Annotated in this window: 20 protein-coding genes and 1 tRNA gene; 10 read left to right on the forward strand and 11 right to left on the reverse strand. The window is 69.6% G+C overall.

What is annotated here, in order from left to right:
* The first annotated feature begins 46 nt into the window (after positions 1-46).
* The 3 genes from ACO0LV_RS13910 to ACO0LV_RS13920 all read left to right on the forward strand — a co-directional run bounded on the left by ACO0LV_RS13910 (position 47) and on the right by ACO0LV_RS13920 (position 3,201).
* A complete protein-coding gene (locus ACO0LV_RS13910; protein WP_424788507.1) occupies positions 47-517 on the forward strand; it encodes a protein-tyrosine phosphatase family protein in 471 nt (156 codons plus the stop codon).
* A 165-nt stretch (positions 518-682) separates the two neighbouring features.
* Positions 683-1,894: a sulfurtransferase gene (locus tag ACO0LV_RS13915; protein WP_424788508.1), complete on the forward strand. Its 1,212-nt coding sequence runs from the start codon at positions 683-685 to the stop codon at positions 1,892-1,894.
* A gap of 155 nt (positions 1,895-2,049) precedes the next feature.
* The gene (locus ACO0LV_RS13920) at positions 2,050-3,201 is read left to right on the forward strand and encodes a YeeE/YedE family protein (RefSeq protein ID WP_424788509.1); all 1,152 of its coding nucleotides are present in this window, start codon (positions 2,050-2,052) and stop codon (positions 3,199-3,201) included.
* Between the two features lie 6 nt (positions 3,202-3,207).
* On the opposite strand, the gene ACO0LV_RS13925 is transcribed toward ACO0LV_RS13920, so the two are convergent.
* A complete protein-coding gene (locus tag ACO0LV_RS13925) occupies positions 3,208-3,624 on the reverse strand; it encodes an SDR family oxidoreductase (RefSeq protein ID WP_424788510.1) in 417 nt (138 codons plus the stop codon).
* A gap of 130 nt (positions 3,625-3,754) precedes the next feature.
* Here ACO0LV_RS13925 and ACO0LV_RS13930 point away from each other — a divergent pair, with 130 nt between their 5' ends.
* Positions 3,755-4,702, forward strand: coding sequence for an NAD(P)-dependent oxidoreductase (locus ACO0LV_RS13930; protein ID WP_424788511.1), 948 nt, complete (start codon positions 3,755-3,757; stop codon positions 4,700-4,702).
* An 86-nt stretch (positions 4,703-4,788) separates the two neighbouring features.
* Entirely contained in the window at positions 4,789-5,322 is a 534-nt protein-coding gene (locus tag ACO0LV_RS13935; protein WP_424788512.1) for a nitroreductase family protein, read from the forward strand.
* 42 nt (positions 5,323-5,364) lie between these two features.
* On the opposite strand, the gene ACO0LV_RS13940 is transcribed toward ACO0LV_RS13935, so the two are convergent.
* Genes ACO0LV_RS13940 through ACO0LV_RS13970 form a run of 7 tightly spaced genes read right to left on the reverse strand, consistent with a single transcriptional unit; the run spans position 5,365 to position 11,509 of the window.
* Entirely contained in the window at positions 5,365-5,718 is a 354-nt protein-coding gene (locus ACO0LV_RS13940) for a cation:proton antiporter (RefSeq protein WP_424788513.1), read from the reverse strand.
* Positions 5,715-5,972, reverse strand: coding sequence for a monovalent cation/H+ antiporter complex subunit F (locus ACO0LV_RS13945; protein ID WP_424788514.1), 258 nt, complete (start codon positions 5,970-5,972; stop codon positions 5,715-5,717). The genes ACO0LV_RS13940 and ACO0LV_RS13945 overlap by 4 nt, the downstream gene beginning before the upstream one ends.
* Positions 5,969-6,328: a Na+/H+ antiporter subunit E gene (locus ACO0LV_RS13950; RefSeq protein WP_424788515.1), complete on the reverse strand. Its 360-nt coding sequence runs from the start codon at positions 6,326-6,328 to the stop codon at positions 5,969-5,971. Before ACO0LV_RS13950 ends, ACO0LV_RS13945 begins: the two co-directional genes overlap by 4 nt.
* On the reverse strand, positions 6,325-7,884 hold the full coding sequence (locus ACO0LV_RS13955) for a monovalent cation/H+ antiporter subunit D family protein (protein ID WP_424788516.1): 1,560 nt from the start codon (positions 7,882-7,884) through the stop codon (positions 6,325-6,327). Before ACO0LV_RS13955 ends, ACO0LV_RS13950 begins: the two co-directional genes overlap by 4 nt.
* Positions 7,884-8,336, reverse strand: a complete 453-nt coding sequence (locus ACO0LV_RS13960; RefSeq protein WP_424788517.1) for a sodium:proton antiporter — start codon at positions 8,334-8,336, stop codon at positions 7,884-7,886. Before ACO0LV_RS13960 ends, ACO0LV_RS13955 begins: the two co-directional genes overlap by 1 nt.
* Complete coding sequence (locus ACO0LV_RS13965; RefSeq protein WP_424788518.1) at positions 8,333-11,296, reverse strand: DUF4040 family protein; 2,964 nt, start codon at positions 11,294-11,296, stop codon at positions 8,333-8,335. Before ACO0LV_RS13965 ends, ACO0LV_RS13960 begins: the two co-directional genes overlap by 4 nt.
* A gap of 60 nt (positions 11,297-11,356) precedes the next feature.
* Positions 11,357-11,509 (reverse strand): hypothetical protein, encoded by a 153-nt coding sequence (locus ACO0LV_RS13970; protein WP_424788519.1) that lies wholly within the window; start codon positions 11,507-11,509, stop codon positions 11,357-11,359.
* Positions 11,510-11,665: 156 nt separating this feature from the next.
* On the opposite strand from ACO0LV_RS13970, the gene ACO0LV_RS13975 reads away from it, so the two are divergent.
* The 3 genes from ACO0LV_RS13975 to ACO0LV_RS13985 all read left to right on the forward strand — a co-directional run bounded on the left by ACO0LV_RS13975 (position 11,666) and on the right by ACO0LV_RS13985 (position 13,318).
* Positions 11,666-12,340 (forward strand): SGNH/GDSL hydrolase family protein, encoded by a 675-nt coding sequence (locus ACO0LV_RS13975; RefSeq protein WP_424788520.1) that lies wholly within the window; start codon positions 11,666-11,668, stop codon positions 12,338-12,340.
* A gap of 100 nt (positions 12,341-12,440) precedes the next feature.
* Positions 12,441-13,139 (forward strand): oligoribonuclease, encoded by a 699-nt coding sequence (gene orn / locus ACO0LV_RS13980; protein ID WP_424788521.1) that lies wholly within the window; start codon positions 12,441-12,443, stop codon positions 13,137-13,139.
* Between the two features lie 103 nt (positions 13,140-13,242).
* Positions 13,243-13,318, forward strand: a tRNA-His gene (locus ACO0LV_RS13985).
* Positions 13,319-13,465: 147 nt separating this feature from the next.
* Here ACO0LV_RS13985 and ACO0LV_RS13990 read toward each other — a convergent pair.
* From ACO0LV_RS13990 to ACO0LV_RS14000, 3 genes are all read right to left on the reverse strand, one after another.
* A complete protein-coding gene (locus tag ACO0LV_RS13990) occupies positions 13,466-13,681 on the reverse strand; it encodes a hypothetical protein (RefSeq protein ID WP_424788522.1) in 216 nt (71 codons plus the stop codon).
* A gap of 359 nt (positions 13,682-14,040) precedes the next feature.
* Complete coding sequence (locus tag ACO0LV_RS13995) at positions 14,041-14,826, reverse strand: SDR family NAD(P)-dependent oxidoreductase (protein ID WP_424788523.1); 786 nt, start codon at positions 14,824-14,826, stop codon at positions 14,041-14,043.
* Between the two features lie 79 nt (positions 14,827-14,905).
* Positions 14,906-15,856, reverse strand: a complete 951-nt coding sequence (locus ACO0LV_RS14000) for an aldo/keto reductase (RefSeq protein WP_424788524.1) — start codon at positions 15,854-15,856, stop codon at positions 14,906-14,908.
* A gap of 129 nt (positions 15,857-15,985) precedes the next feature.
* On the opposite strand from ACO0LV_RS14000, the gene ACO0LV_RS14005 reads away from it, so the two are divergent.
* Together ACO0LV_RS14005 and ACO0LV_RS14010 are read left to right on the forward strand one after the other, a co-directional pair.
* Complete coding sequence (locus ACO0LV_RS14005) at positions 15,986-16,471, forward strand: MerR family transcriptional regulator (protein WP_424788525.1); 486 nt, start codon at positions 15,986-15,988, stop codon at positions 16,469-16,471.
* A 114-nt stretch (positions 16,472-16,585) separates the two neighbouring features.
* A partial coding sequence (locus ACO0LV_RS14010) for an IS481 family transposase (RefSeq protein ID WP_424788533.1) occupies positions 16,586-17,572 on the forward strand: 987 nt, incomplete at its 3' end.

Genomic DNA, 17,572 nt, shown 5'->3' on the forward strand with positions numbered 1-17,572 from the left:
AGATGGGCCGGTTTCATCGGTCTCATCCCGACGTTAGGGTGCCTCCATGACGACGTGGGACCTGGGTCATGGCGTGGTGCAGTTGCCCGACGGGCGCCGCGTCCGGGGCATCGGGCGGCTCCAAGCCCGCGGCGATGCGCCCGAGCCGGAGGTGGCCCTGTACCTGCTCGAGGCCGACCCGGGCACCCAGGCGTGGGAGCACCTGTGGATCGAATGGCCCGACTTCTCCCTGCCGGTCAGCACCCCTGATGCGGTGGCGACGCTGCGCCGGATCCATGAGGTGATGGCGAGCCATCGGGTGGAGATCTCCTGCGCCGGTGGCACCGGACGCACCGGCACCGCCCTGTCGGTCCTGGCGATCATGAGTGGGGTCCGGGCCGAGGACGCGGTGGCCTGGGTGCGCCGGCACTACCGACCGCGCGCGGTGGAGACCGCCGAGCAGGAGCGATGGGTCCTCAGGACCGCGACCGCTTATCTCGAAACCGGACCACGACCGGACCCACCAGCACCCCGCTAGTCACGGTACGACGGTTCTCGACTCTCTCGCTGAGACTTCCATCTCACGATGTGAGCGGATCGGGGTGACCAAGACGTCACCACCGGCGGCCTCCCTAGTGTTCCTCGACAGGCGGTCCGGGCAACTCCGGTGTCGCTGCCCCGAACCGACACCGAGAGGTCTTCCATGAGCACTCCCGACGCACCCGAGCCCACCCCGTCGGAGCTGTCCGAGCCGACCGAGCAGACCCGCGGCTCGAGCCGGAAGAGCCTGACCACCGGCATCGCCTTCGTGGCCGTGGCCGCAATGGCCGCCACCGCCGGCGCGCTGATCGCCGGCGGCGGCTCCGAGGCCGACGCCAGCAGCGAGACAGCCGAGCAAACCGCGTCGGCCGCGAGCGATTCCGTCGCCGACGCAGAGGTGGCCTCGACCACCGTCACGAGCTTCGCCGTCGGGGAGCACCGCGGCTTCGACGATGTGCACCAGGGCGGCGATGAAGACCTGGAGAACGTCCTGGTCTCCACCGACTGGCTGGCCGATCGTATCGATGAGGGCCTGGCCGAGAACGACATCGTGCTCATCGACGTCAGCGAGAATCTGCCCACCTCCGAACTCACCGCCTACGTCGACGGGCACATCCCCGGCGCGCAGTACGTCGACTGGACAGGAGAGTTCGTCCAGCCCAACACCCGCGAGTTCCTGGACGCCGACGAGATCACCGATCTGCTGCAGGGCCTGGGCCTGAACACCGACTCCTCCCTGGTCATCTACGGGGACAACAACAACTGGTTCGCCGCCTACGCCGCCTGGGTGTTCAACCTCTACGGCGTACCCGATGTTCGGCTGGTCGACGGCGGGCTGAAGAAGTGGGAGCAGGTCGAAGGGCGCGAACTGGTCCAGGAGGTCCCCGAGCGCGAACGCGGCGACTTCGTGGCCAAGCCGCAGAACTTCGACATCCGCGCCTTCCAGCCCGACGTGCTCGACGTCGTCGAGGGTGAGGCCAACGCCACCCTGATCGACATCCGCTCCGAAGGGGAGTACAACGGCGAGATCGGCGTTGACCCGGCGATCTTCGACGGTGAGGGCGCCGCGGTGTGGGGTCACATCCCCGGGGCGGTGAACGTGGCGTGGGGTGACATCGTGAACGAGGACGGCACCTACAAGAGCGCCGAGGAGATCCGCACCATCTACACCGAGGCCGGGGTGGACTTCTCCGAGCCGATCATCACCTACTGCCGCATCGGTGAGCGTGCCAGCCACACCTGGTTCGCTCTCAGCCAGATCCTGGGCGCCGAGGTGGCCGTGTACGACGGCTCCTGGTCCGAGTGGGGCAACTCCGTCGGGGTGCCGGTGACGAACAACACCGGTGAGCGCGGCGGGTTGTGGGGCCAGAGTTGAGCAGTTCCGGTTCGCCCGCCGCGTCGGCCGCCGTTGAGGCGGCCGACGACGGCGGTGCCAGCGGGGCGCCGGACGCGCCAGTTGCCGGGGACGGGGCGGGCGCGTCCACGGGGGTCCGATGGACACGGGCTGACACGGTCCGCACCACCATCGCGGTGGCGATCGCGCTCACGCTGCTGGGTACCGCCTGGTGGCTCGGCGCCACCCGGGGCGCGGGCGTCGGTGGCTCCAGCGCCTCGTTCGCGCTCTTGGCCGGCGCGGGACTGGGCATCCTGTTCGAACGCGGCCGGTTCTGCTTCTTCTGCATCTTCCGCGATGCCTTCGAGGAGAAGAACACCCGCGGGGTCTACTCGGTCCTGACCGCCCTGGCGGTGGGCACGGTGGGCTACGTGCTGATCTTCTCCATCCGCATGCCCGACCCCACCTCCGGAAACCTGCCCGGCCAGGCCCACATCGGGCCGGTGAGCCTGGCGCTGGTGGCCGCCGGCCTGGCCTTCGGGCTCGGGGTGGTGATCTCCGGTGGGTGCATCGCCGGGCACCTGTACCGCCTGGGAGAGGGCAGCCTGCGCGCCCTGCCCGCGCTGGCCGGCGCAGTGGGCGGGTTCGGGCTGGGCTTTGCCACCTGGAACCCGATCTACACCCACGCCATCGCCGGTGCGCCGGTTCCGTGGCTGCCCTCCGGTGGCGGCTACGGGATCGCGACGGTGCTGCAACTGGGCGTGCTGGTACTGATCGGCGTGTGGCTGCTGCGCTGGAACCCGCCAACGCCGGCCCGCCCGGCCACGCGGGTCACCGCGCAGACCGTGCACCGGTCGGTGTTCGTCAACCGCTGGCCGGCGCTGGCCACCGGCGCCGGTGTGGGCGTGATCGGGTTCCTGGCGTTCCTGCGCGATCAACCGCTGGGAGTCACCTCCCAGCTCTCCGGCCTGACTCGCACCGGTCTGGATTCGGCCGGGCTACTCCCCCATACCCTGCTCGGCCTGGACCAGACCCTGCGCGGCTGCGTGGCCCTGGTGGTGGACACGATCACCTCCAACGGCTGGCTGGTGGCGGGCATCGTCGCTGGTTCCCTGGCAGCGGCCCTGCCCGGACGCAGGTTCAGCATCGAACCCCTGACCCTGCGCGGCACCGGAACCGCCGTGGTCGGCGGGGTGTTACTGGGGTGGGGCGCGATCATCGGCTTGGGCTGCACGGTGGGGGTGTTCCTGTCCGGAACCCAAGCCCTGGCGGCCTCCGGCTGGGTGTTCGCCGCCGCCGTGGTGGCCGCACTCGGGATCGGCTTCCGGCTCGGCCTGCACCGGGTCTGAGAGCTGTCAGGCGATGTGCGAGCCGCCGTTGACGTCATAGGTGACGCCGGTCAGGTACCCGGCCTCGGGGCCGAGCAGGAACGCGATGACGTGGGCGACGTCCTCCACGGTGCCCACCCTGCCCACGGGCAGGTCCTTGAGCATCCCTTCCTTGCGCTCATCGGTCAGGCGCCCACCCATGATGTCGGTGTCGATGGAGCCGGGCGAGACGGAGTTGGCGGTAATACCCAGGGGGCCGAGTTCGCGCGCCAGCGTTTTGGCCAGCCCGATCACCCCCGCCTTGGATGCGGCGTAGGCGGCCAGGCTGTAGACCGCGCCACCCCGCTGGGCCGAGGTGCGGCCGATGCCACGCTCGGAGCCGGCGCCGGTGACGATCGCCGTGGCCTGGCTGGGGAAATCCTCGGCCGGATAGGGGGAAAGCATGGTCCGATGACCTCCTTGGTACACGGCAACCATTGCGCTGCCCGGTCCATCGAATATACGGATCCGCTCCGTGTGGCACCACAATGGAGGTCGAGCCAGTGCCCCCTGATCACGAACCGGGAGAAGACCGATGAGGACCACGCCCACGGGAGCAGCACGATCGCGGTCCGGCCAAGCCCCGGTGGCGGTGCTGGGCCTGGGTGTGATGGGGGCGCCGGTGGCGCGCAACCTGGTCGGCGCCGGTTACGACGTCACGGTCTGGAACCGCTCGCCCGGACCGGCGTCGGACCTGGAGTCCGTCGGCGCCACACGGGCACGGACACCCCACGACGCGGCCGCGCCCGTGGTCCTGTCGGTACTGCCGGACGTGGCCCAACTGCGCACGCTGCTGTTCGGGCCGGAAGGGCTGCTGGCCGGCCTGGCGGGGCTGGACCGTACGCGCCTGGTGGTGATGAGCACCACCTCCCCGGGTGAGGTCCGGGCGTTGGCCGCGGATCTGGACGAGTACGACGTCGGGGTGGTCGATGCTCCGATGAGCGGCGGCGACAAGGGGGCACGTGAGGCGACCATGAGCATCATGATGGGCGGTTCCGAAACGGACACCGAGGCCGTCCGGCCCGTGCTGGAGACGGTCGGTGGCACCGTGCTGCGGATGGGGGGACTCGGGACGGGTTCGCTGATGAAGTTGTGTAACCAGGTGATCGTCGCCGGAGCGCTGGCCGCGACCTCCGAAGCGCTGGCGATGGCCGAGCGTGGTGGTCTGGACCTGGAAGACGCCGTGAGCATTCTCTCCGGTGGGCTGGCCAACAGTGCCGTGCTCGAACTCAAACAGCAGAAGTTCCTCACCGGCGACTACTCCCTGGGCGGGAGCGCCGCCAACCAGCTCAAGGACCTGCGCTACGCGATGCAGACGTTCATGGCCGAGGCCACCCCCAGCCCGATGACCGCGCTCCTCACCCAACTCTTCCTCGAGGTCGAACGGCGCGGGTGGGGCGAGCAGGACCACGCTGTGGTCTTCGAACTGTTCCGCACCGGGTACAACAATTCCCCGGCCTCGCGGGCGGGGACCGAAACGTGACCGGGGCTGATCCCGGACCGCTCAGCGTCCCCCTCCCCTGCGGACCCGAGACCCCGTTGCGCCCGCTCCTGGCTCGCCGGAGGTCGGTGAGGTCCTTCCCGGAGGTCGCGCTGGGGATCGCTGACGTCGGCGGCGCACTGCGGCACGCCGCCGGCCGGGTCACAGGCGCCGCACACGCCAGCGCACGCGCGCAGTACCTGGTGACCGCGACGGCGATCATCGGGCAGGTACGGGGTCTGGCCCCCGGGGCCTACGAGTACGACGGCGCGGTGCACCGGCTCACGATGCGCGCCTGCGATGATCACCGCGAACGGCTCGCACGCGCCACCGTGGATGCGTCGTGGGCAGCCCACTGCCCGATGCTGGTGCTCCTGAGCACACGTGCCGAGCATGCCGACGGCTACTTCGCCGAGCTCGGCCCCGGACAGGGCGAGCGGTTCGCCTGGCTCGAGGCGGGTCTGATCGCCCAGAACCTCTACCTGTGGGCCTCGGCCACTGGGCATGGCACCGTGTTCATCGGCGGGCTGGATCGGCCCGCGATGGCGGATGCGGCGGCCCCCCTGCTGCCCGCCGGTCACACCGTCCTGGGCATCATGCCGCTGGGCCACCTGGCCGAGTGAGCACATGGCGCCGGGCGGCCCGATTGCCCTGTGAGGGAGCGATCAGGCCTCCTCGCCCGCCCGGCTATCCGGTTCGGTGGGGGTCAACTGGTCGAAAGTGAGCCGCCGCAAGGGTGCCCGGGACAGATAAGCGGCCCTTGCGATCGCCGAGGTGGCCACCGCCGAGGTGGTGAGTTGGAAGACCACGATCGCCGCTACCTTTACCCCGTTGGACAACCCGGGCTGCAGGCACAGTGCCCCGACCACGACCAGCGCGACACCCAGCCCCGCCGCGGTGCCGACCGCCGAGATCCTGCTGTAAGCATCGAAGAACTGGAACAGCCCGAGACCGGCCACCGCGAACAGCACGGTGCCGGCCAGGATGAGCACCTGCCCGATGATCTCCCACACGGTCATCGCCTCCCCCTGGTCAGGGCACGGGCCAGGGACAGCGCCGAGAGGAAGCCGACGAGCGAGGCGATCAGCAGCAGGTCGAACGTGGCGATCGAGCCCGAGCGCACCCCGATCAGGGCGATCAGGCCCAGCACGGAGAACATCAGCAGGTCCGCCGCTACCGCCCGGTCGGCGTTGCTCGGGCCCTGCAGCATCCTGATCGTGGCAGCCAGCGCCACCAGCACCAGGACCACGATGGCCACATCCAACCCGATCATGTGCCCACCCCCTTGCGTCGCATCGCCCACAACAACCACGACTCCATCTGCGTGAGGTCCCCGGCAAGGTCCTCTGCCGAGGTGTTGTACATCCCGTGCACGTACAGCGTGCGGGTGCCGTCATCGGTGACGTGAGTTCCCATCGTCAGCGTGCCCGGGGTCAGGGTGATGATCACCCCGAGCAGGGTGACCTCCAGGTTCGTCCCGCACCGGGTCCGCAATTCCACCACGCCGGGGGTGGAGCCCTGCCCGGGGGTGACCACATCGCGCACCACCGCCAGGTTGGCGGTGATCACCGCCCATGCGAACCAGAACAAGAACACCACGATGCGCACCGGCCAGGTCAACCAACTCATGAGTTCCGCACCGCCTCCACATAGGCGGAGGTGTCGGACAGGTTGCCCGCGGCCACCTCCGCCAACGACAGCAGCGCCTCCCCACCCACACCGAGTGCGGAGGTCACCGCAGCCAGCGCGAGCGCGGGCAGCGTCAGGCGCAGCCCGACACGACCGATGACGGCGGAACGCGTCTTCGTCGCCGTCCCACCAGCGGCGGTGGCCGGCTCAGGCCCCTCAGCGGCAGGTGCAGCGCCCACCCGGGCAGGTCCGTCGTCATCGGCCTTACCCCAGAACATTCCCGACCAGATCTTCAGCATCGACAGCAACGTGACCAGGCTGACCACCACCATCGCAACGGCCGCGGCCACCTGCCCGGCATCGATGGAGGCCAGGATAAGGCTGTATTTGGCGACGAATCCGGAGAACGGGGGCAGTCCGGCCAGGGACAGCGCCGCGATGAAGAACGCCACCGCGAGCACCGGGTCGCGCCTGGCCACCCCACCGACCTTCCCGAGGCGGTCGGTGCCGTAGGTGGCCTCCACCGCACCGACGGACAGGAACAGCGAGGCCTTCACGATCATGTGGTGCAGCAGGTAGAAGATACCCGCGGTCAGCCCCAGCGGTCCGAACAGGGCCACGCCCATGAGGATGTAGCCGATCTGGCTGACCATGTGGAACGCCAGCACGGTGCGGCCCCGGGTCTCCCCCACCGCGCCCATCACGCCGATGACCATCGTCAGGGTGAAGGCGACCACCCCGACCCACAGGTACCGCTCGTCGCCGTCGAACAGGACCGCGTAGATCCGGTAGATCGCATAGATCGCCACCTTCGTGTGCAACCCGGAGAACAGGGCGTTGATTGCCGGCGGCGTGGCGGGATAGGCCCGGGCCAGCCACCCGTGCACCGGAACCACCGCGGCCTTGATCGACAGGGCGAGCAGGGCCACGGTCGCCCCGATCGCCACGGTCCCGTTCTCGGCGGCCAGGCCGGCCAGTTCAGCCATGGTGACCGTCCCCGCCACCCCGTAGATCAGTGCGACCGCGGCCAGCAACACGGTGGAGGTGAGCAGGTTGACCGTCACATACAGCCGGGCCCCGGAGATCTGGCGCAGCCCCCCGCGCCCGGGCGCCGCCAGCACGAACAGGGCGTAGGAGGGCAGCAGCATGACCTCGATGAACACGAACAGGTTGAACAGGTCCCCGGTCAGCAGCGCACCGTTCACCCCGGCCACCAGCACCAGCACCATGGGGGCAAGGAACTTCGAGCGCCCCACCTGGGTGAGCAGCGCGAACCAGGAGCAGACCAGTGCCAACAGCCCCGTGACGGTCAGCATCAGCGCCGAGAACGCATCGGCCACGAACGGAATGGAGATACCGAACGGCCAGTCGGCAACTCCGTGGGCGAGCACGGCGCCGCCGGAGGTGGCTGCCACGACCGCGACCGCGAAGCCGGTCAGGCCCGCCAGGCTCACCAGCAGGGTCACCTGGTGCAACCGCACCCGGTGGGGCAGGGTGATGAGGATGCCGCCGGTGAGCAGCGGCACCGCAACGAAGAGCGTCAGTAGCGTCGTCATCATCGCGGCTGCACCCCCCGGGCGGGTGCGCCGCCGGGGTCGGCCCCAGCGGTGGCCCCGGCGCGCCCGGCGTCCCCGTCGTCCTCGGCGCTGCCGGCGTCCCCGTCGTGCTCGGCACTGCCGTCGTCGTCGGCGTCATCGGGGATGGAGTCGTGGGTATCGTCCGCCCGGCGCCCGGCGACGGCCAGCATCAGCATCACGATGGTGATGGAGAAGGCGATGACGATCGCGGTCAGGACGAACGCCTGCGGGAGCGGGTCGGCCACGGTGGCCGGGTCCAGGTCCCCACCGATGGGTTCGGCACGCTGGCTGGTGCCACCGGCGGCGAAGAGGATCAGGTTCGCTCCGTGGGAGAACAGGATGAAGCCCAGGATCACCCGGAACATCTCCCGTTGCAGGATCAGGTACACCGCCCCGGCGATCAGCAGGCCGGCAGTCAGGGCCAAGGTCATGACCGCTCCACCTCCCCGGCAGCGACTGGCGCGGGTTCGCCGCTGGTATGTGCATGCGGGTCACCGGAGCGCGCGTTCCCGGCGGCGGCTGCGGACGGGGGTTCCGTGGAGGCTCCGCTGGGCTGGTCTGGTGGGCCGGTGGTGTCCCGCCGCACTCTGGTAGGCGGACGCTCGGAGCCGAGCAGGTTGATCGAGGCGAGCACCACACCGATCACGGCCAGGTAGACCCCGACGTCGAAGACCAGCGCGGTGGTCAGGTGGATGTCGAAGAGGTAGGCGTGCAGCGGCCGCAGGAACGAGCCGTCGGCCAGGCCCACCAGACCGATCCCGGTCCCGACCAGTACGCCGGAGCCGATCAGCGCCATCGGTGGCAGGCGGAACTGCTTGTCCTGCGGGGCGGCAAGGTAGCTCAGCCCGAACCCCGCCCCGCCGATCAGGGCGGAGATGAACCCGCCACCGGGCAGGTTGTGCCCCCGGACCAGGAACAGCACCGACAACACCACGACGGCGGGACCGACCCACTTCTGCAGGGTGCGGATGAAGATGGTGTTGTGGGCCGAGTCGGCCAGACCGCCGCCGTGGCGCAACGGTGGGTCCGGCCGCTGGGTTGCCAGCGGGTCCCGGGCGGCCAGGATCGCGGCCACCGTCACCCCGGCCACACCGAGCACCGTGAGTTCGCCCAGGGTATCCAGGGCGCGGAAGTCCACCAGGATCGTGTTCACCACGTTCTGCCCCCCGGAGAGGTCCTCTCCTCGCATGAGGTAGAACTCCCCGGCCGGGGACAGCGGGCGCCGGCCGGTCAGGGCCAGCACCCCTACCGTGGTGGCCGCCCCGGCGGCCAGCGCCAGGGCGCCCGCACCCAGGCGGCGCCGGTTGGAGGCCGGCCGGAATCGTTCCGGGAGTCGGCGCAGCACGAGCACCATCACCAGCACGGTCAGAATTTCCACCAGCAACTGGGTCAGCGCCACATCGGCCGCGCCCAGGACGTAGTACCACAGCGTGGTGGAGAACCCCACCACGCCGGTGACGACGATCGCCGCCACCCGGGTGGGGGCCAGCACCGCACCGGCCACGCCGCCCACGATCAGGACCACCAGGAGCCAGTCCAGTGGTTGGCTACGGGTCCCGACCACCTGGGGCAACCCGGCGAACCGGGCCAGGCCCACCACGGCGATCAGCACGATCATCACCATCGGGACGGCCAGGTGCCGGGCCGGGGCGTTGGAAGCCGTCGGGGCACCGGCACGCACCCCCAGGCTGATGATGCCCCGCCGGGTGGCGTCCACCACGCCCAGCGCCGAGAACGGGAAACTGCGGGCCTGCATGATCACGTCGATACGCCCTCGGGCCCGGATCGCCACGGCACCGAATCCGACCGCGATCGCCGAGAGGACCAGCGCCACGTTCAGCCCGTGCCACAGGGCCAGGTGCACCTCGATACCGGTACCCGCGGCAGCCCCGGCGGCCGTAGCGACCAGGGTGTCCAGCAGGAACGGTGCCACACCCACCACCAGGCCGGCCAGGCCGGGCAGGGCGGCCATCAGCCAGAACGGCACCGCGGCCTCACGCGGCTTCCTCTCAGAACGTGGCTCGGCGCCCCCGGCGGCCGGCGCGGCTGCATCATCCGCAGCGGCCGCCACCGACTCGGAGCGCGAGGCCGGGGAGGCCGGCCGGGCCAGCAGCCCCCACAGGATCCGTCCGGAGTAGGCCACCGTAAACACCGAGGCCACCACGGCCACCCCGGCCAACACCGGGCCCCAGGGTCCCTCGACGCTGAGGAACGCCTCGTACAGGTTCTCCTTGGAGACGAATCCCAGCAGCGGCGGGATGCCGGCCATCGAGGCCACCGTGGCCACCAACGCCACCGCGGTGAGCGGCATCGCGCGCACCACCCCGCCGATGCGGCGCAGGTCCCGGCTGCCGGCCTGACGGTCCACCACACCGATCAGCATGAACAGCGACCCCTTGAACAGTGCGTGGGCGACGGTGTGCACGACACCGGCCACCATCGCCTCCTGCGTGCCCACCCCGATCACGGCCACCAGCAGACCCAGTTGGCTCACCGTGGAGTAGGCGGCCAGTTCCTTCAGGTCATGCTGGCGCAACGCCACCACCGCCCCCAGCACGGCGGTGGTCAGTCCCGCGCTGATCAGCAGCACGTTCCAGATGGGCACCTGGGCGAAGGCGGCGGAGAAACGCAACAGCAGGTAGATCCCCGCCTTGACCATCGCGGCGGCGTGCAGGTACGCGCTGACCGGGGTGATTGCGGCCATCGCATCGGGCAACCATGCGTGGAAGGGGAACTGGGCGGACTTGGTGAACGCCGCCAGCACCACCAGCACCAGCACCGTGGTGGTCAGGACGCCATGCTCGGCCCAGATCCCATCGGTAAGGATCGCGCTGAGCCTGGTGGTGCCGGTGGCCACCACCATCACCACCACCGCGGCCAGCAGGGATAAGCCGCCGGCCACGGTCACCAGCAAGGTGCGGATGGCGGGCTCGCGTGCGCTCGGGCCGGAGCGTGCGATCAGGAAGAACGAACACAGGGTGGTGATCTCCCACGCCACGAACATCACGACTACGTCGTCAGCCAGCACCAGCGCCAGCATCGCGGCGGCGAAGGCGCTCATCCAACCGTAGAAGCCGGCATGGGGTCCCCTACCCAGGTAGCGAGCGCTGTAGGCAAGCACGATCGCGCCGATCCCGAGCACCAGCAGCGCGAATACCAGCGAGAGCCCGTCAAGGCGCAGCATCAGGTGCACATCCAGGGTGGGCATCCAGGGCACGGTCTGCACCACCGGCGACCGACCGAACACCTGGGGGGCCAGTGCCGCGACCGCCGCGCACAGTCCGGCCAACCCGGCGCCCAGCAGCCAGCCGGCGCCCGCGCCCAGGGCGCGGCCGGCGAACGGCGCCACCAGCGCCAGCAGGGCCGCGCCGGCCAGGATTGTCACCAACACCAGGACCTCACTCGGTTCGTCGTGGGTTCGCAAGCGGCCTTCGGGCCCGGTTGGGCGCTCCTAGCCGCGGCTCAACGTCCACCGCTCGGGTGGTGCGGCTCCTGCGAGTTGGGCGCCCCAGGTGCAGACCTGACCGTTCGTGCCCACCCCCGGCGGGAGCGTCCGGTGCACCGGGTTGAAACCCGTTCCGGCAGGGGTGGTCACGGAGCGCATCGTTCGATGATAGCTGCCGCGGCGGGGTGGCTGAGCGACCCTCCCGGTACGACTGATCTGATCCAGCCCCCACTCACCGGTTCGGCAGCCCGGCCCGGTTGCGCCCGGTGGCGACGGGCCTGCCCTCCGGGGCGGCCGGCGCTAGCGTGGGCGTCGATGCTCCCTCCCCGCCTCCGACCGGCGCACCACCGCCCCCGCCTGCGGCTCCTCGGCGTCGCCCTGGCACTTGGGGTCATCCTGACGGCCTGCGCTTCCGGTGCGACCCAGCCCTCCCCCACCGAGGAACCGGCCGAGGATGCGATCCGGATGGCCGCGGTGGGCGACTCGATCACCGACGCCAACAGTCCGGATCTGCCGGCCGGAGAGGTGGGCACCGAATCCTGGGTGGGCTACGCCGTCGGCCCGCAGGTGCGGTTCGTCGGCGGCTGGGCGGTGTGGGGCGCCTCCACCGAGCAGATGGCCTCCGAGACCCCGGCGCTGGAGGCCGACGTGCTGGTCATCCTGGCCGGCACGAACGATGCCGGGCGGATGCCGCACGAGCAGATCGGGTCGAACCTGGCCCGGATCGCTGAGGTCGCCGGGGTGGAGGAGGTGGTGCTGTCCTCGGTGCCGCCGATCGACTCGGCTCCGGAGGCAGCCACCGAGTTGAACGAGTTCCTGCGGGGTTTCGCCGCCGATCAGGGGTGGACGTGGGTCGATGCCGCCGCCGGGTTACGTGCCGGGGACCGGTTCGCCGAGGGGATGGCCGACGACGGCGTGCACCCCACCGCTGCGGGCGCGGAGGTACTCGGAGAGGCCATCGGTGCAGCGGTGCTTGAGGCTGGGTCGTGAGGAAATCCGTGCGGCAGCCCGGCGGTGGGAAGGCCGTCGCCCGTGACGGACGACGGCGGAGGGCACCCGCGTGACAGGGCGCGACGATAGGGTGGCCGGCGTGAGTGAACGCAAGGACCCCCCGACGGTGATCAAGGATCCGATCGTGTGGATCGATTGCGAGATGACCGGTCTCGATCCGGTCAACGACGCGCTCGTGGAGATCGCGGTGATCGTCACCGACTCGGAGTTGACCGCATTTGACGCGGGCCTGGACCTGGTGATCAAACCCCCGCCCAAGGCCTTGGAGAACATGCCCGAGGTGGTGGTGCGGATGCACACCGAGTCGGGACTGCTGGACCTGCTCGACGAGGGCCTCACACTGGCCCAGGCCCAGGAGCAGGTGCTGGACTACGTGCGCACCTTCGTACCCGAGGCTCGCAAGGCACCGCTGGCCGGTAACTCGGTGGGCACGGACAAGGTATTCCTCGATCGGGACATGCCCGAACTGACCGAGCACCTGCACTACCGGATCATCGACGTGTCCTCGATCAAGGAACTCGCCCGGCGTTGGTACCCCCGTGCCTACTTCAACGCCCCGGCCAAGGATGGTGGCCACCGCGCCCTGGCCGACATCGCCGAGAGCATCGACGAGTTGCGCTACTACCGCGCCATCCTCTTCCCGGACCACCCCGGACCGGACTCCGTCGCCGCCAAGACCGCGGCCAAGGCCGTCACGGAGTCCTCCACCCTGACCGGGCTGACCGGCCTGAGCCCGCGAGCCGGTGTGCGGGAGCCGGTATCCCCCGCTGGCGAGTGAGCCGGAGGGTGATGAAGCCAACGCTGCGGTAGCGCCTTGGCGGGGGCGTTCATCGACTGCGGTTGGGTACACTGGTCGGCGCCGGGTGATCCTCGGCACCTTGGTGGGTGTAGCTCAGCTGGTAGAGCGCCGCGTTGTGGTCGCGGATGTCGCGGGTTCAAGTCCCGTCACTCACCCCAATGCGAGCCCCAGCGTTTCGGCGCCGGGGCTCGCTGCGTCTCAGCGTTCGCCCGCGAGCATTGCGCACCATTCCAGGCCTCTGCGCGTGGCCCACCACCCTGATCAGGGCCGGAGCCATGGTGGGGCGTGTGCCGCCCCGACCATCCTCAGAGGCGCAGCCACGCGAAAGAGTTCAGGTCGAGTGCCTTCTGCTGCTCCAACTCGACGTCGCCTCGGGCGCGGTACCGCCGGAACGCGGCCTCCCGCGCGAGGGTCGAGTCGCGGCCGATTCCAGCACGAGGACTCTTCGCCCAGTGAATGAGCGAATGCCCTGCCGAGTACGCGACCCGACGGGGGATCAGGTGCAACTGGCTGATGGCCATCGGGACTCCTCATCGTGAGTTCTTGGGTCGCTCCTCCTCACCTCAGGCGGTGGAGGAGCATCTGTGGATGGGAATGGCGCTCGGATCGTCTCGCTTGCTCTTAATCGACCCGGGATCTCGCCGAGAATCAGCGCCGGATCACCGTTGTGATGCCTATGACCAACAACTGTGCAATCTGGAGCGCGCTCAAGGTCAAGGGCAGTGAGTTGCCGGTAGCACCGGCCTCAGCGGAGAACGTGTCCAGGGTCTGCACACCGAGGGCCCCGAGACGTTGTGCGATACCCGGAACGGCGCCTGAGGTAGACCCCAGACCAGCGGCGCATGACGGCGTCACAACCCGGCGGCGCCGTTCGCCATCCTCAGTCCGAGAACGCCCCCGCGGTCAGGTTGATCGCCGCCGAGGTGAGGGACGCGCCGGATTCGCCGGCCGCGAAGACCGCGAAGGCACCCGCCTCCTCGACCGACGGGAGACGGCCCAGCATGGTCCCGCTCTCGAGTTCGGTGAGCACCTCAGAGGCCTCGGCCTCGTCGGTGTAACTACTGCCGTAGTCGCGCGCCTGCAGGATGGACTCCCGGAATCCTCCCGTGCGGAACCATTGCACGCGGATGCCGAACTCCCCCAGTTCGACGGCGAACTGGCGGTACAGGCTCTCCACTGTGTGCCACGCGATCGCCGTCGAGCCCATCAGGGGGAATGGCGGCCCGTGCCCCACCATGGTCTGGATCACTCCGGATCCACGGTCGATCATGGTCGGGGCGACGCAGCGCACCGTGTTCATGTGTGCCCTGGCGAGCGTGACCAGGGTGCGCTCCAGGGCGCCGACGTCGAGAGCGTGCAGCGGCGTTCCCTGCGCCTCCTCGTACGTCACCGCGTTGTAGAGAACATCGATCCGACCGTCGACAGCGACAACGTCTCGGGTGAGGCGCTCAACGGCATCCGAATCCGTGACGTCCAAACCATGAGCGCGCGCTCGTCCGCCGGTGGCTGCGATGGATTCAGCAACCGCGGCTACCTTCGCTGCGGTGCGCCCGGTGAGGTGGACCGACGCACCGGAGGCAGCGAAGGCCCGGGCCACTGCGCTTCCCACCGATCCAGCTGCGCCGTGGACCAGCGCCACCTTTCCCTTCAGGCCTGACACTGTCATCGCGCCCTCCCCTGCTGCTCGTGCCCGGCCCATTATTCCCGACCGTCCAGGCTGGCAGTACTGAACCTCCTGCGAGGCATCAGCCTGTCTCATCGAGTAGGCGCACCTGCTCGGCGTCCAGGTCCAGGCGTCCGGCCTCCATGGCCAGATCGAGTTGCGCGGTGGTGCTCACCCCGACCACCGGGCGGATTCCCTGCGCCAGCAGCCAGGCCAGGACCACCTGGCTGCGGGTAGCACCGGTCTGGCCGGCGACCACATCCAGGGCCTGCAGGCGCCGGGTGTTGCCGATGTGCTCGAATGCCTCGTGCACAGGCTTGTCGGGGTTGTCATAACTGCCCGACATCAACGGACTGTACGCCCAGATCTCCAGCCCGTTCGTGCGCGCGAGGTCCCGCTGCTCGGCGTTCAGCACACCGAAGGCGTGTTCCACCCCGGGCGTTCGCAGACCCGGCCGCACGTGCAGGTACGTGGCCAGGAGTTGCAGCGCGTCGATCGGCATCGTGCCGCCGGCACGGGCCAGGCCACGAGCCTGCTCCACTCGCCAGGCCGGATGGTTCGAGGCCCCCACCCGCCTCACCTGCCCGGACGAGGTCAGCTCGCCGAGAGCCTCGACGGTCTCTGCCATCGGGGTGCTGCGGTCCTCCTGGTGGAGCCAGAACATGTCCACCTCCGCCGCCCCCATCCGCTGCAGGCTCGTCTCCAGCCCCTGCAGGATCGCGCGCCGGGATAGGCCTTCACGCTGCTGCGGCCACGAACCGGGCCACAGCGGTTCGGCGCCCACCTTCGTGGACAGGCGGATCTGGTCCCGCAGGCCCGGGCGCGCGCTCAGCCAACGGCCCAGCATCTCCTCACTGGCCCCGCCGGCACCGGAGTCGCTGAGCCAGAAGGTGTAGCAGTTCGCGGTATCGACCCATTGCCCGCCGCGCTCCACGAAACGATCCAGCAGTGCGAAGGACTGCTCCTGATCGATTCGGGTGCCCAACAACATCGCGCCGAATACCAGTGGAGAGTTCATCGTGGTGGTGTCCATGGCGGATAACTGTGCAACCTGAAGCGCACTCAAGGTCAAGCACCCGTTTTTTCCTCCATCCTGACCGGCCCGAACCCCGCCCGAGGAAAACCTTGACCTGGAGTGCACTCCAGGTAGCACCATGAGTGCATGAGCGAGATGCACGCCCCCCTGGAGCGCGAGTCGATCGGCGAGGTGGCCCATCGCACCGGGATACCGGTGGAGACGTTGCGCTTCTACGATCGCAGCGGTCTGCTCGGCGACCTACCCCGCACCGCGGGGGGCCACCGCGCCTTCGACGCCGCCGCCCTGGGACTGTTGGATGTGGTGATCCGCCTGCGCCGCACCGGGATGCCGGTGAGCCAGGTACGGGACTTCGTCGCCCTGGTACGCACCGACACCGACCGGGCCGGGCGCATCGAGATCCTCCGCGCCCACCGCGCGCGAGTGGTGGACCAGATCTCCCAGCTTCAGGGCGACCTCGGCGTGATCGACTGGAAGATCTCCGCCTACACCGCGGCGGAGCAGGGACGGGAGATCCCGGAGCCACCTGCCCGGTGGCCCGCCGTGACGGACCTACTGCCACCACTCGATGACCTGCGGGCCGGGGAGAGGACCGGTACCGAAGGGGCCTAGATGTACCCAGCCAGGACGTTGGTGACACTCGCCGGCTTGGTTCGTTGACGTGAGGAGGACCTCCGGGTGAGGTGTGGCTTGTCGACAGTCCACATCTACTTCCCGGAGGTCCTCATGTCCCACCGTAATGCCCGCCTGACCGTCCACGGCCGCCGGTTGGTGGTCCAGCGAGTGCGCGAGGAAGGGTGGGCGGTGGCCCATGCTGCCAAGGCGATGGGGATCTCTCGTCAGTGTGCCCACCGCTGGCTCAAGCGCTACGACGCCTACGGCCCAGATGGTCTGGCCGAGCGCTCCAGCCGCCCCCATCACAGCCCACGAGCAATCCCGGCCCGGGTGGCCGAGCAGATCCTGGCCTGTCGAGGCAAGTACCGTCGCGGGCCAGACTGGATCGGCGCCGAACTGGGCGTGCCGGCCCGTACCGTGGCCAGGGTGCTGCGCCGGGCGCAGGTGCCCTACCTGCGGGAGTTGGACCCGATGACCGGTGAGCAGATCCGCGCCTCCAAGGCCACCGCGACCCGATATGAGCGCGACCGGCCCGGGGAGCTGGTCCACGTGGATGTGAAGAAACTGGGCAAGATCCCCCACGGTGGCGGCTGGCGCGCCCACGGGCGAGCCGCTGCGAACAAGACCAAGGACAAGACCCGGCGCATCGGCTATGACTATGTCCACTCCATGGTCGATGACCACACCCGCCTGGCCTACTCCGAGATCCACGACGATGAGAAAGCCACCACCTGCGCCGCTTTCCTGGCCCGGGCGGCAGACTACTTCGCCGCCATGGGCATCGTGGGGATCGAGCGGGTGATGACTGACAACGCCTTCGCCTACCGCCACGGCCGTGCCTTCATCGACGCGGTCGCTGACCTCGGGGCGGTGCAGAAGTTCATCCGACCCCACTGCCCCTGGCAAAACGGCAAGGTGGAGCGGTTCAACCGCACCCTGCAGACCGAGTGGGCCTACCGCCACCTCTTCACCAGCAACCAGGCCCGCCGCAACGCCCTTGCGCCCTGGCTGCACACCTACAACACTGAACGCCGCCACAGCGCACTCGGCGGCCTACCCCCGATCAGCCGAGTGTCACCAACGTCCTGGCTGGGTACA

Origin of the sequence: Pseudactinotalea sp. Z1739 (genome assembly GCF_049725055.1) — a bacterium.
GTDB lineage: Bacteria > Actinomycetota > Actinomycetes > Actinomycetales > Beutenbergiaceae > CALKWS01.